At 61.8% G+C, this 12,808-nt stretch carries 11 protein-coding genes; 3 read left to right on the top strand and 8 right to left on the bottom strand.

What is annotated here, in order from left to right; all coding sequences use genetic code 11:
• The first annotated feature begins 174 nt into the window (after window positions 1–174).
• Window positions 175–3,573, top strand: a complete 3,399-nt coding sequence (locus tag JIN78_RS02665) for a helix-hairpin-helix domain-containing protein (protein ID WP_200390388.1) — start codon at window positions 175–177, stop codon at window positions 3,571–3,573.
• A 12-nt stretch (window positions 3,574–3,585) separates the two neighbouring features.
• Entirely contained in the window at window positions 3,586–4,236 is a 651-nt protein-coding gene (locus JIN78_RS02660) for a hypothetical protein (protein ID WP_200390387.1), read from the top strand.
• Window positions 4,237–4,263: 27 nt separating this feature from the next.
• On the opposite strand, the gene pdeM is transcribed toward JIN78_RS02660, so the two are convergent.
• Entirely contained in the window at window positions 4,264–4,938 is a 675-nt protein-coding gene (pdeM, locus tag JIN78_RS02655) for a ligase-associated DNA damage response endonuclease PdeM (protein ID WP_200390386.1), read from the bottom strand.
• Between the two features lie 89 nt (window positions 4,939–5,027).
• On the opposite strand from pdeM, the gene rsgA reads away from it, so the two are divergent.
• Window positions 5,028–6,131 (top strand): ribosome small subunit-dependent GTPase A, encoded by a 1,104-nt coding sequence (rsgA, locus tag JIN78_RS02650; RefSeq protein WP_200390385.1) that lies wholly within the window; start codon window positions 5,028–5,030, stop codon window positions 6,129–6,131.
• Between the two features lie 21 nt (window positions 6,132–6,152).
• Here the strand turns inward: rsgA and JIN78_RS02645 are convergent, their stop codons facing one another.
• From JIN78_RS02645 to JIN78_RS02615, 7 genes are all read right to left on the bottom strand, one after another.
• Entirely contained in the window at window positions 6,153–6,689 is a 537-nt protein-coding gene (locus tag JIN78_RS02645; protein ID WP_200390384.1) for a hypothetical protein, read from the bottom strand.
• A gap of 84 nt (window positions 6,690–6,773) precedes the next feature.
• Window positions 6,774–7,433, bottom strand: a complete 660-nt coding sequence (locus JIN78_RS02640) for a hypothetical protein (protein WP_200390383.1) — start codon at window positions 7,431–7,433, stop codon at window positions 6,774–6,776.
• Window positions 7,434–7,578: 145 nt separating this feature from the next.
• A complete protein-coding gene (locus JIN78_RS02635; RefSeq protein WP_200390382.1) occupies window positions 7,579–8,520 on the bottom strand; it encodes a metal ABC transporter permease in 942 nt (313 codons plus the stop codon).
• Window positions 8,517–9,104: a Uma2 family endonuclease gene (locus tag JIN78_RS02630; protein ID WP_200390381.1), complete on the bottom strand. Its 588-nt coding sequence runs from the start codon at window positions 9,102–9,104 to the stop codon at window positions 8,517–8,519. Before JIN78_RS02630 ends, JIN78_RS02635 begins: the two co-directional genes overlap by 4 nt.
• 49 nt (window positions 9,105–9,153) lie before the next feature.
• Entirely contained in the window at window positions 9,154–10,521 is a 1,368-nt protein-coding gene (locus tag JIN78_RS17490) for a metal ABC transporter permease (RefSeq protein WP_200390380.1), read from the bottom strand.
• Between the two features lie 15 nt (window positions 10,522–10,536).
• On the bottom strand, window positions 10,537–11,952 hold the full coding sequence (locus JIN78_RS02620) for a sulfatase (protein WP_200390379.1): 1,416 nt from the start codon (window positions 11,950–11,952) through the stop codon (window positions 10,537–10,539).
• A 7-nt stretch (window positions 11,953–11,959) separates the two neighbouring features.
• Window positions 11,960–12,787 carry a metal ABC transporter ATP-binding protein gene (locus JIN78_RS02615; protein ID WP_200390378.1) on the bottom strand — a complete coding sequence of 276 codons (828 nt, stop codon included), beginning with the start codon at window positions 12,785–12,787 and terminating at the stop codon, window positions 11,960–11,962.
• Window positions 12,788–12,808 lie beyond the last annotated feature (21 nt).

Raw genomic sequence — 12,808 nt, 5'->3', positions numbered from 1 at the left:
CGAGCCGAAGAAGTCAGGTGGACCTCCAAGGGGTAACCCAAAATGGGGATTGAACGGGTGTGAACCATAATGTAAATACGATGTGTTATGAAACCCATGAAAAGTCCTCTTCCTTCCCCGAGAGCGTGCTTGCGGCGTCAACGAGCTGGCTTCTCGCTCATTGTGACGGTGACGATGCTCATCCTTTTGTCCCTGATTGCCGTGGGATTGCTCAGCCTTTCCAGCACTGTGTTGCGCTCGTCTGCGGCCGTGATGGACGAGCAGGTTGCCCGGGCCAATGCCCGCATGGCCTTGCAAATGGCGATTGGGCAGTTGCAAAAATACGTTGGTGACGACCGTCGCATCACGATGGCGGCTGACCAGAAGCCGGCCTCGGGCGATGGCAGCGAGCCAGCGGCGGAAGAAGGCTATCGTTATTGGACGGGGGTTTACGAATCTTGGGATGACACGCTGGAGACCCGGCCTTCTCCGCGCCATTTGGCGTGGCTGGTGTCTTCCCCCGAGCGGGGGGGAGCGGCCGAAAACCGTCCCTACAGCCCACAGAGTGCCGCTCGTTCCATCAATCTGGTGGGAGAAGGCACGGTGGGTGAAAACGATGTTCACTTCGTGGAGGCCCCGGTGATCACGGTGGGCGCCGAGCAACAGGGAGGCATCGCCTGGTGGACTGGCGATCAGGGAATGAAGGCCGCAGTAGCTCTGCCAGAAAAGGAGCCAGCCGGGGGCTTGGCCGAGATTCGTCGCGAGCACCAGACTGCGTCCAATGCTGCTCTGGAGTTCGTCACCTTTGGTGATGATTCCGTCTTTGAGGATTTCGAGCCTTCCGATCCCCGGGTGGCGGCGATGACGGGTTGGGGCCAGTTCGAGTTCGTGAGTTCGTCAGAGGCTGCCCATGACGGTCTCTTTCATGATATGGCAGCCCGTTCCACCGGATTGCTGACCAATGTGCGCCAGGGGGGCTTCCGCAAGGACCTTTCCATGTTCCTCGAGGTCAATACCCGTTCCCGGCGCCCCAATTTTCCGATGGAGCCGCTTTATCGGGTCGGTCGTGAGGACGGAATTAATTTCGAGGAACTCTCTACCTATTACAATCTTTACAAGGAGCTGGGCAGTGGGCGTTCTCGTTACACCACCGGTGGTTCGGTGCCCGGGGGAGCCCCTGCCTTGACTATGGAGCGAGGTCCCGCCGCCGCCCGGAATGATTATTTCCATCACTACAAGCAGCCTACCATCCTCAGTTATCAGGCGGTATTTTCGCTGGAGGCGCGGCCAGCTTCCGGGCAGCGGGACACTTATGATTTGTATCTGGTCATTGATCCGATTCTCACCCTTTGGAATCCTCATGATGTGCCGATTGTCCTGCCTCAGGGAAGTGCCTACATGACGGTGAAATATTTCGGAATGCCTTATGACTTGGATGTGACCGTGAACGGACGCCGTTATCGCTGTCCGATCATGTCCTCCCTTTCCACCAGTGATTCCAATTACCTTTCGCTTACTGTCGGGCAGGAAGATCCCTTAGCCTTTAAGCCGGGAGAAGTGATCAAGTTCTCCCAGAGTGGTGACGAGCAAGCAAAACTGACGGGATACGGTTCCAATCGTCACAAACTGGCCGGTCGTTCGGGCTTTAACTTTGGTGGAGGCGTGGCCTTGCTCTTAAAAAACGACGCCAATCAGACGGTGACGGCTCCTCGTGGTGCCGAGATCATCTATCGCGCCCGGCCCAACAATTTGACGGCGGGCGCGCGGAACGGAGCAGGTAATGTGCTGGCCGGTTATTCCACCCACACTCGCCATTTCTCTACAACCCACCATGAGGTCTATATTGGCGATGATCGGGGTTCCAATAGTCTCGGCGTGGGAGGCATGTATGTGGATTATGACTTTGGCAACCAGCGCCTGAAGCGGGGAGAATCCCGCAATGAAAATACTCCTGGCACCAAACCGCCTCGGGAGCGACTCTACGCCAATCGTTTTCCTGATGTTTTTGAGACCCTCGACGAGGATGATACCCGGGCCCTGAACGTGGGGCAGCTCGCGGTGGAGAAAGCCCCCATCATGATGTATTCCTACTACGTCAAGACTGAGGAGGCCAATGATCGCGGTTCCCGCAGCTTCATGCGCTTCAACCCCAAGGCCCACCATGTTGACTTCTACGATCTCTCTGAGGAGGAGTTGGACCGGATGCCCTACGAAATCAAGGTCGAAGCTCTGAATAGTTGGACCAATCGCAATTTGGAAACCAGCGAATCGGGGGCAGGGTTCTTCGGTGGAGGCTACCGTTCCTCTTCGGGTTCCAATTATGTAGTGACTCATTCCATTCCGCGTGAGCCGCTGGCTTCCATTGCCGCTTTGCAGCATTCTGCCGCCAATGGCTTCCTCCACCAGCAGCCCACTTATGGGTATGCGGCCTTGAATGCCCGCGAGCCGCTTTTGCCTCAGATTAGTCATGCGATTGGGAATTCTTATGCCCCGGCGGTCTTGAGTCCTAGCGAGACCGAACGCACGATCTCCGGGCGTCGTGCTCTTGCGGACCATTCCTATCTCGCCAACCGGGCGCTTTGGGATGATTGGTTCTTCTCGACCATTGCGCCGGAGGATGCCGATGGCTTTAGCCGCAAGCGCAGTCAACAGGAGGTGGCCCAGCAATTCCTGGAAGGCGAGGAGCCTCTCAGCAATGTTCGCTACCAGCCCAATTTGGGAGACTTCGAGCCCAGCGAAGTTCTCAGCCAACTTTTCGATGGTTCCAATGCCACGGATGAGGCGGTGGGAAAAGTAGCGGCCTATATGAGTGTGGACGGACTTTTCAATGTCAATTCCACTTCGGTGATGGCTTGGAAGGCATTGCTGGGCGCGCTCAACGGCTCGCAAGTCACCACCCGGGATGAGAGTGGGGAGGTCTCTCCGCGCGATTCGCGGGGGGGAGTGCCGGTTCCCGGTCTTCTGGTCCCCGCTGATGAGGTGGCGGATGGGCGCACGGGTCAGCCTCTCTTTGACTCGGCGCAGTGGAATGGCCGTCGTGTCCTTTCCGAAGATGAAATCGAGGCGCTGGCAGAAGGCATCGTGCGCGAAGTGCGCAAGCGGGGGCCTTTCCTCTCTCTGGCGGACTTTGTGAATCGCCGGGTCGGCAATGATGACGACTTGGCCCGGGCGGGAGCCATTCAGGCCGCGCTCGACTCCGATCAAGTCGGGTTGAATGCTGCCTTCGAGAACCGGAGCGTCCTGGGGGCGACGGCTAGCCGGATGGCCTTCCCGGCCGCCGAGGATGGACCCATTTCCACCGGGATTCCGGGCATCATCAAGCAGGCTGACATCCTGACACCCATCGGGCCGCTGCTCACCGTGCGCTCGGATACCTTTATCGTGCGAGCCTATGGGGAGTCGCGTGGACCCAACGGCCAGGTGCGGGCCCAGGCCTGGTGTGAGGCCCAGGTGCAGCGGGAGGCGGACTATCTGGTCAAAGAGGCGGATGAGCGGGACGAGTTGCCCGACGACTTGAGCAATCGGCTGAACCAAACCTTTGGCCGGCGCCTCAAAGTTCTTTCTTTCCGCTGGCTTAACCCTGCCGAAGTCTAATAGAGTGTCGTAATGATGAGACTGTTTTTATCGACACTGTTTCTCCTTGGGGTAGGCCCGTTGTGGAGTCAGGGCCTGCAGGTTCGCTTCTTGGCCCAGACCCTGCCGAAAAATCTCCCCGAGGTGGTGGGGGTAGCCGCTGAGGAGGCTTCCGAGCCCTTCAGCGTGCCCAAGAACAATCTGTCCCCGCGGCAACAGATGCCGGCCCGCGAGTTTGTCCTGCAAACGGTGGGAGAAAACGGCAAGCCCTTGAGCAAGATCAAGCTGCCCGAGAGCGGGAGCGACTTCATCGTGCTCTTGACCCCGGGGAAAGACACCGTTTTTGAACCTGTGATTGTCAACAGCGATGACACCAGCTTTCGGCCGGGTCATTTCTACTTTCTCAATCGTTCCAAGGAAACGGTGGTGGGGAAAGTTGGCGACACGCAAGCCATGCTCAAGCCCGGTGAGGGTAAGGTGGTGGTGCCCACCAATCCTCAGCAGGAGCGCTATTACAACGTGCTTTTGGGGGTTCGGGAGGGAAATAGTGCTCGTCCGCTGAGTTCGGCGCGGTGGCCGATGTCGAAGGTCAATCGCACCTACGTTTTCTTCTTTGATGACCCATCGGGAAAGAGCGTGGATTTCCGCGCGGTTGACGAGTTCGTCCCGCCGGATGAGGAGTGAGGAGGGGCTGAGAGGGGAGAAAGCGGCTCACCTCTCTGTCGACCAAAGCTTGGCGGGCAGCTCGACCACCCGTCCGTTCAAGGGGGTGAAGAGGCGGTCTTCGCCCTCTTTGTAGGGATAGGATTGCCCTCCGGTGAAGCTGCCGAAGGCGGGTAGGACCAATTGATTGCCGCGCAGCCAGTAAATCGGGGTGCGGAAGCCGGGGCCGGTGCCGTCCTTGATGCGCACGGCAGGGTGGAGATGCCCGCCGAGGTGAAAGCCAGTGGACTCGCCGAGCACCTCATCGGGATTGTGCCGAATCTGGAAACCTTCCCGGGTGACTGTCGTTAGCAAGGGATGAGCGGGGCCGAGAGGGTTTTTTCCGCAGGCGGCATCGTGATTCCCCTCCACCAGGGTGATGGGCACGGGGGCCTTTGCCAGCCAAGGGAGGAGGAGGGAAAGGACCTCGGGCTGACAGCCGACGCGGGCATGGAGGAGGTCGCCGGCGATGACGAGTTCCGTGGCCCGGGTATCCGCCAGCAGCTGGTCGAGGCGGGCCAGGTCGGCCGCGGTATCACCTTCCGGGACGGGGAGGCCGCGGGCACGGAAGGCGGCGGACTTACCGAAGTGGGTGTCGGCCAGCACCAGCACTCTGGTCGTTGGCAAGAGGAGCGCTTTGTCCGCCAGAAGTTCGATGCGGCCGGGAGGGAGGTCGAGAAACACCTGCGCACTGTGCGCGGGTGGGGAACGGCGTCCACTGCTTTTCGGCGAAAATCTTTTCTGGAGAGCTGCCTTTTGCTAGGCTCGCGCGAGTGACTTTGCAAGAAATCGGCTGGAGCGACTTTTTTGAGGAACAATTTGCCCCCTATCGCAAGAAGGGCTGGGTGCCCGCGCGTCTGGTGGAGGAGACCAAGATTAATTTTCGCGCTTGGCTGGAAGGGGGGGATGAGTTGGAGGTGGTGACGGGCGGGAAGGTGTGGCACGCGGCCAGTTGTGATGCCGAGCTCCCGGCAGTGGGCGACTGGGTGGCTGTGGAAGTGCAGGATGATGGCGACGAGCACATCATCCGGGCTCGTCTGGAGCGTCGCACCACTTTTTCCCGCAAAAAACCGGGAAATTCTTCCGAAGAGCAGGTCATCGCGGCCAATGTCGATCTTGTGGTGGTGGTCACCGATGCAGTGGCTGACTTCAATCTCCGCCGCTTGGAGCGCTACCTGACCCTGATCGGAAAGAGTGGTGCCCGGGGCGTGTTGCTCGTCAACAAGGCCGACCTCGTCAGTGAGGAGGAGATGGCGGAATTGGTCGCTTCCGTGAAGGACTTGGACGCCCGCATCGAGGTGAGGGGGGCCAGTGCGTTGGAAGGAACGGGCCTAGAGGTCCTCAAGAGCTATCTCACGGAAGGGGTCACCCTGGCCCTGGTTGGCTCCAGCGGGGTGGGAAAATCGACTCTCGTCAACCAGCTCCTTGAGCGGGATGATCTATTGACCGGTGAGGTGAATGAGGTCACTGGCAAGGGGCGGCACACCACCAGTTGGCGTGAGCTCGTGCTCCTGCCGGAGGGAGGCATGCTCATCGATAACCCCGGCATCCGGGAGGTGCAGATGTGGACTGATGAGGCGACATTGCGGGAGAGCTTTGCTGATATTGAGGAGTTGACCCGTCAGTGCCGCTTCTCGGATTGTCGCCACGAGAAAGATGCCGGCTGTGCCATCGTGGCTGCGGTGGAGGCGGGAGAACTCGACCCCGCTCGCTACGAGAGCTTCCTCAACCTCGAAATCGAGATTGAAGAACTGAAACGGCGGCAGAAGAAGCGCCAGATGGCCACCGAGCGCTGGGCTAAGCGCGACCGCAAGGTGAAGGCCCGCAATTGGGCGGATCGGGTCGAGCTCGACAAGGAAGAGCGGGGAGATTGGTAGGGAGCCGCTCCTCTGGGGAGGTCAGGGCACAATGAAGTATTTGCCCCGCTTGACGTCGGGCAGTCCGGTGGCGGGGTCTACGTAGGGCTTGCCGGTGGCGGGGTCGATGGGGATGGTGGAGGGGTCGCAGAGTTTGTCACCCGAGCTGGCTCCCGTGGTGTCGAGCACGTTGTAGGGAGGGTAGGGGGAGATGACGGTGTTTGGTTTCAGGCTGCTCATCGCCACTGGGATTTCTCCCGAGCTGGTTTGGGCGGGGCGATTCTCGCTTGTGGCCGGAGAGGGCGCGGGAGGTTGGTAGCCAGGTCGGGATTGGGAGGCGGAGCTATTGTTGTTCAAGCGGGAAGGGGGCTGGTAGCTCGACCCTCCGCTACCGGCCTCGCGGTAGTCTGAGCCCTCGTTGCCGAGCTCCGCGCTGCGATAGTCCGACGGGGGCGAGATTCGGGGACCTCCGTAGGCCAGGGGCGCTTGGGGTGGGTAGGGGGTGCAGGAGGCGAGCGCTCCGGCGGCCAGGCAGGCTCCCGCGGAGGCGAGACTGCGGAAAAGGGTCCAGTTTTTCATAATGGTAGAAATTTGACTTCGCTTGATGCTAGATTATTCGCATGAATCCCTCACAAAGCAAGTCTCTGCTTACCAGGGGGGCCATTATTGGCCTACTGGCAAGGTGGAAGATTTGCCCGTTTTTTCCTGAGTGCCTTTGTCCTGGTTGAGGTTCAGAGGCGCGCTGGGGGCTTCTTTTTCCGGATGGGCCGGGAGCTGGGCTTCCGAGACCAGGCCGGTGGCCAGGCAGAGGAGATTGTAGTTGTGGTGAATGACGGCCGGGAAGGTGACTCGTCCGGGCTCCGCGACGTTTTCCCGCAGGAGTTTGGAAGAAAGGTCGGCCAGGAGATCGGTGCCTACTTTGGCGACTTGCTGCACGCCCATCACCTCGGTGCTGGCGTCGGCCCCTTGCCGAATGGCATCGGAGGTGATTTTTTTTCCTTGGAAGGCCATTGAGGATTGGGCGGACACGATGTTCCCCTTTTTGTCGAGAGTCACTTGCAGAGAGGCGTGGTCGTCGGCGGCGAAGAGTCCGCGCAAGTGGTCGATGCGCATGGAGATGAAGAGCCCGCCGTCTGGCATGGGGGTGACTTCCGGCTTCCAGGTGCGGTAATTGGAGCCGGAACGCTCGTAGTCGGCGGCGCGATTGCCTTTGGCTTCCCAGCCGCCGAGCTGTTCGCCGAGCTTGTCCATGTTCAGAATCGGTCCCGCCACCGCGAGGAGGGTGGAGAGCAGGAGGGTGAGGAGAAGCAGAGGAGTTTTCATGAGGTCGATTGAGAGGGTGGAGGAGAGACGTCGCCGGGGGAGACTTTCTTCACCGTATTTTGCCACAATGCGCGCGAAATACAGGAGAGACTTGGAAATTTTTGCGCGGGGCCCTGTGGGGGGACTGTTGGAAGCGCTTCTTTGTTCAGTGGGGACTGAGAAGGTCGCGCGATTTTGGCGAAGGGGTGGAGTGAGGAGTTGGCTGGTTGCGTCGGTGCAGACTTTTTTGCACAAGACCTCCCAGCCAGACGAGGAGGAAAAGGAAGCCCGAGGCGGTGGCCATCATCCCGGAGGTGTTGGTGTCGGCGAAGCCGAACCAGGTGGGCACGGTGATGGCGCTGAGGTGACCCAGGAGGGCGGCGGCCGCCGCCAGGAGGCAGGAAAAGAGGAGGACGAGCCCCAGGCGATGGGTCAGCAGCAGGGCGGTGGCGGGGGGGACGATGAGCATGGCGATGACGATCACGCTGCCCACGGCCTCGAAGGCAGCCACGGTGGTGATAGCGACGAGGACCATGAGGAGGTAGTGCAAGAGCTGGGAGGAGAAACCGAGGGTGTCGGCCAGACCGGGGTCGAAGGCGCTGAGTCGGAATTCTTTGAAAAGGAGAAGAATGACGAGGAGATTGAGGAAAAAGATCCCGCCCGCGACTGCGGCCGCGCGGGGGAGAGCGAGGCCAAGGAGGGTCACTTCGTCGAAGGGAGTCAGCTCGATGGCTCCGTAGAGCACGCAGCCGGGATCGAGGTCGACATGGTCGGCAGCGCTGCGGATGAGGATGAGCCCGAGGGCAAAGAGGGTGGTGAAGACGATGCCCATGGCCGCGCCGCGGTCGACATTGCCAAAGCGGCCAATCCATTGGGTGAAGACGGCGGTGAGGACCCCGACGAGGGCGGCGCCGAGGAACATGGTGAAGCTGGCCCGCGAACCGGTGAGGATGAAGGCCATCGCGAGACCGGGGAGGACGGCGTGGCTGATGGCGTCGCCCATCATGGACATCTTTCGCAGCACGAGGAAGCAGCCCGGCAGGGCGCAGGCCATGGCGCAGAGCACGCCCACGAGGACGATGGAGGTATCGAAGGAAGTCCAGTTCACAGGCGAGCGTAGAGGTCGGCGAAGGGGAGACGGTAGTGGATCGAGTCGAGCTGGAGCTCGCCCTCGGAAAACTGCACCGGTTGCCAGCGGTTGTCGCGGCGGAAAATGGTGACCAGAGGCTTGGCGGGATCGCAGCTGATGAGGACGTATTCCTCCAGGGTGGGAATGGCTCGGTAGGAGGAGAGCTTGTCCAGGGCGGCGGCGAGATTGCCTTCGCTGTAAACTTCCACGATCAGTTTGGGAAAGTCGACTTGTGCCGAGTTGTCCTTGTCGCGGACGTCGCAGGTGACGACCAGGTCGGGGTAGAAGTAGAAGCGCTTGTCGAGGATTTGCACATGGACCTTGATGTCGGCTTTGAAGACTTCGCAGGGCTGTCCCCGGAGGTGGGAGACGAGGTTGACGGCGAGGTCGAGGCTGATCCGCTCGTGGTTTTTCGAGGCTCCGGCCATCGCGCGGACATAGCCGTCGATGTATTCGTGTTTCTCGAGAGAGCGCTCTTCGGCGGCGAGGTAATCTTCCACGCTCATCCAGACGATGCCGGGCTCGATGGCGATGGCAGAGGTGCCGTCCACGGGAGTTTTCATGAGAAGACTATGGGGTCCATGAGGGGAAAAAGCGAGGAAAGAAGAGGGCTCAGGAGGGGCGGGCGGGTTCGATTTCATGCGGGCTGGTGGGCATGGCGACCCAGGCATCGCGGTCGCGCAGGACGCGCTCCAGCTCACGGACGAGGTCGGCCTCGAGAACGTGTTCAACCATATCAGCATCGCGGTCGACGTGATTGGGGGCGATGTCGGCGTGGGTCACGAGGTAGGCTTCCCAGAGGCGGTGGTTGCGGGTGACGCGGGCCGCTTCGCCAAAGCCGGCTTCGCTGAGCAGGATGGTGCCCTCGGGGCGGCGGGTGAGGTGCTCGCGGCGTTGCTCGGAGCGGAGAATTTTCTGCAGGGTGTGGGGGGACCAGGTTCGTTTGGCGAGAAGGGCGGAGAAGGGAAAGGGCGCGTTGGTGACGAGGTGGCCCCCGGCCGGGTCCTGCTCGTGGGTGCATTGGCTCTCGAGGATTTCGTAAGCGGCGCGCAGGACGTGTTGGCGGGCGACTTTTTGCCGCAGGCGGCGCTGGCGGAGGAAGCGGGGGAGGACACCACGGGCGGGGGCGAAGATCATGCTGAGGAGGAAGAGGAGGGCGGCGGCCAGCACGATGAGGGCCCCGGCGGGCAAGTTGGCGTAGGCCGCGCTCAGGCTGGCTCCCAGCCAACCGCTGAGGGCTCCGAAGAGCCCGGAAAGGACGGCCAGATGGGAGAGACGCTCGGTCCAGAAGCGGGCGGTGGTCGGGGGGGTGATGAGGAAGGCGATGATAAGGATGAGCCCCACCGATTGCAGCCCAATGACGGTGACGGCGGTGACGAGGGCGAGGAGAGCGATATCGAGGAGGAGAGCGGGCCAGCCCTGGGAGGCGGCGAAGCCATCGTCGAAGCAAAGGAGAGTGAACTCTTTGAAAAGGAGAAGGGTGGTCAGGGTGATGAGGAGGGAGACGGCGGCGATGAGCAGAAAGTCATTCCATACGATGGAGGCCGATTGCCCGTAGATGAAGGATTCCAGCCCGGCCGCGCTGGCGTTGGGGAGCTTTTGCACCATGGCCAGGAGGGCCACGCCGAGCCCGAAGAAGACCGAGAGAACCAAGCCCATGGAGACATCGTCGCGCAGGCGGGTGGTGCGTTGGATGGCCAGCATGAGGAGGACGCCCAGCACGCCGGAGAGGGTGGCCCCGGCGAGCAGGGCGGGGAGGGATTTGCCGTCCAGGCCCCAGCTGGTCATGAGGGCAAAGGCCAGGGCGATGCCGGGTAGGGTGGCGTGGGAAAGGGCATCGCCCATCAGGGAACGCTTTCTGAGCAGAAGGAAAGACCCGACCAAGCCCGCCGCCACTCCGAGGATGGTGGTGGAGAGGACCACTACCCGGGTGTTGTAGTTGCGGAGGGTGAGGATGTCCCAGAAATCGGCCAGCGTCATGGAGGCAAGAGGGGGCTATTCGCGGCTGCGGGGCTTGTCTTTCAGACGGGCGTGAAGTTTTGCACTCAGCTCGTTCACCACCTCGGGGTGGTCAGCGGCGATGTTTTTAGCCTCGCGGTCGCGCTCGTCATAGAGCTCGGCATAGCCGTCTTCGTGCAGGACGAGGCGGTAGCGGTCGGTGCGCAGGGAGTGGACGTCGTGCTTGTAAGAGAGGGCAGGCTGGCCACTGGCGGCGGGATCCTCGAGCTGGGGGCGCAGGGAGCGCCCGTGGAGGGTCTCTGGCTGGGCAATCCCCGCGAGGTCGCAGAGGGTGGGGTAAATGTCGATGGTCTCGCTGAGGGCGCGCGTCTTTTTCCCGGGTTGAGTCAGGTCGGGATGGCTGATGATGAGGGGGGAGCGCAGGGATTCCTCGAAGAGGGCATGCTTGCCCCAGATGGCGTGCTCGCCGAGGTGCCAGCCGTGGTCCCCCCAAAGCACGACGATGGTGTTTTTCCCGGCCGGGCTTTCTTCCAGCTGGGTAAGAAGCTCGCCCACCATGCTGTCGACGTAGGTCACGCAGGCGGCGTAGTGCTTGCGCAGCTCGAGGGCCAGCTCGGCATCCTCGTTGGGCTCGCGGCCCCAGGTGGTGTATTGGCCGCGGAATTCTCCCGAGTCATGCCAGGTGGAGCGCCAGTCCGGCTTCTCCGGGTGCGGGGTGGGCGGCAGTTCGGCCTCGCGGTAGGGTTCATAATATTTTGCGGGAGCGCCGAAGGGCAGGTGGGGGCGGATGAAGCCGACGGCGAGGAAGAAGGGCTCGTCCTGGTCCGTGAGGTCGGCCAGTTGCTTGCGGGATTCCTCCAGAATGAGCCCGTCCGGGTAGCTGGTATCGGGGCCGTCGAAGGCTTGGTAGACATCCATGCTGCCCTTGTGCACCTGGGAGCGGATTTCGCCATTGGCGAGGCCGTGCATGGCTCCGCGGGGGTGTTGCCAGGGGCCGGTGGGCATGAGGTGGCGGTCCCAGCTCAGGGGCATTTCCTTTTCTTCTTCCGTATCCCAATCCGGACCGCCCCGGCCCCCGGGGTGGTGGGAGACCTTGCCCACTGAGACGGTGGTGTAGCCATGTTCGCGAAACCAGGCCGGCAGGGAGGGGCTGACTTCTTCGCCCGCCGCGATCTTTTTCCCCCTTTCAAAGAGGGAACGGTTGCCATAGGGGCCGTAACGGCCGGTCAACAGGGTGTAGCGCGAGGCCCCGCAGGTGGGAGCCTGCACGTAGTGGCGGGTGAAGGCGCGGCCCCGCGCGGCGAGGGCGTCAATGTGGGGCGACTGGATGTAGTCGGCACCAAAGCTGGCCAGCTCCGGGCGCAGGTCGTCGATACAGAGGAGAAGGACGTTGGGGCGCTCGGCCGCCAGGAGGCCACTGGTGGTGAGGAGGAAGAGGAATCGTTTGATCATGGAACAACTATTTCGTGATATCCCGGAGGGCTTGCACAGCTTGATTGAGGAGATTCAGTTGACCTCCGTAGGTCTTTTCGAGGTTCTCGGGGGTGAAAACCTCGCTGGTGGGACCGGAGGCCACCACCCGCATATTGAGCAGAATGACCCAATCGAAGTAGCGGGCCACGGTGGCGAGGTCGTGGTGGACCACGAGGCAGGTTTTGCCCCGGGCATTGAGCTCTTGCAGGAGCTTGACGATGGCTTGTTCGGTGGCGGCATCGACGGCGGCAAAGGGCTCGTCCATGAAGTAGAGCTGGGCGTCCTGGGCGAGCGCGCGGGCGAGAAAGACCCGCTGCTGCTGCCCGCCGGAGAGTTGGGAAATCTGCCGGTCGGCCAGCTCGCCGATGCCGACCTGCTCGAGGGCCTTACGGGCGATCTCTCGCTCGCGCTTGCCCACGCGCTTGAGCCAGCCCAGTTTGCGGTAGGTGCCCATGGCGACGACGTCGAGGGCGCTCACCGGGAAGTCCCAGTCCACGCTTTCCCGCTGCGGCACGTAGCCCACCAGCTGGCGCTGTTTCTTGTAGGGCTCGCCGTAGATGGCGACCTCGCCGGAGGTGCGCGGGATGAGCTCCAGGCAGGCCTTGAGCAAAGTGGACTTGCCGGCTCCGTTCGGCCCCACGATGCCCACCAGCTTGCCGTCCGGAATGTCCAGGTCCAGGTCCCAGAGCACGGGCTTCCGGTGGTAGGCGACCGTCAGATCGTGCACCGCGAGGGGAACCTCCTTCGGGTGGTCCGAGAGGGTCGGCCCCGCCGCGTCGCCCCGGGGAGAGAAGGTTTTGGCCAAGGACTTCATGCCATTTTTCTATCAGAGGAA

Source organism: Roseibacillus ishigakijimensis (genome assembly GCF_016595415.1).
In the GTDB taxonomy this organism is placed as follows: Bacteria; Verrucomicrobiota; Verrucomicrobiia; order Verrucomicrobiales; family Akkermansiaceae; genus Roseibacillus; species Roseibacillus ishigakijimensis.
The sequence above is the reverse complement of the archived record's forward strand: the minus strand, read 5'-3'. Positions and strand labels throughout refer to the sequence as shown.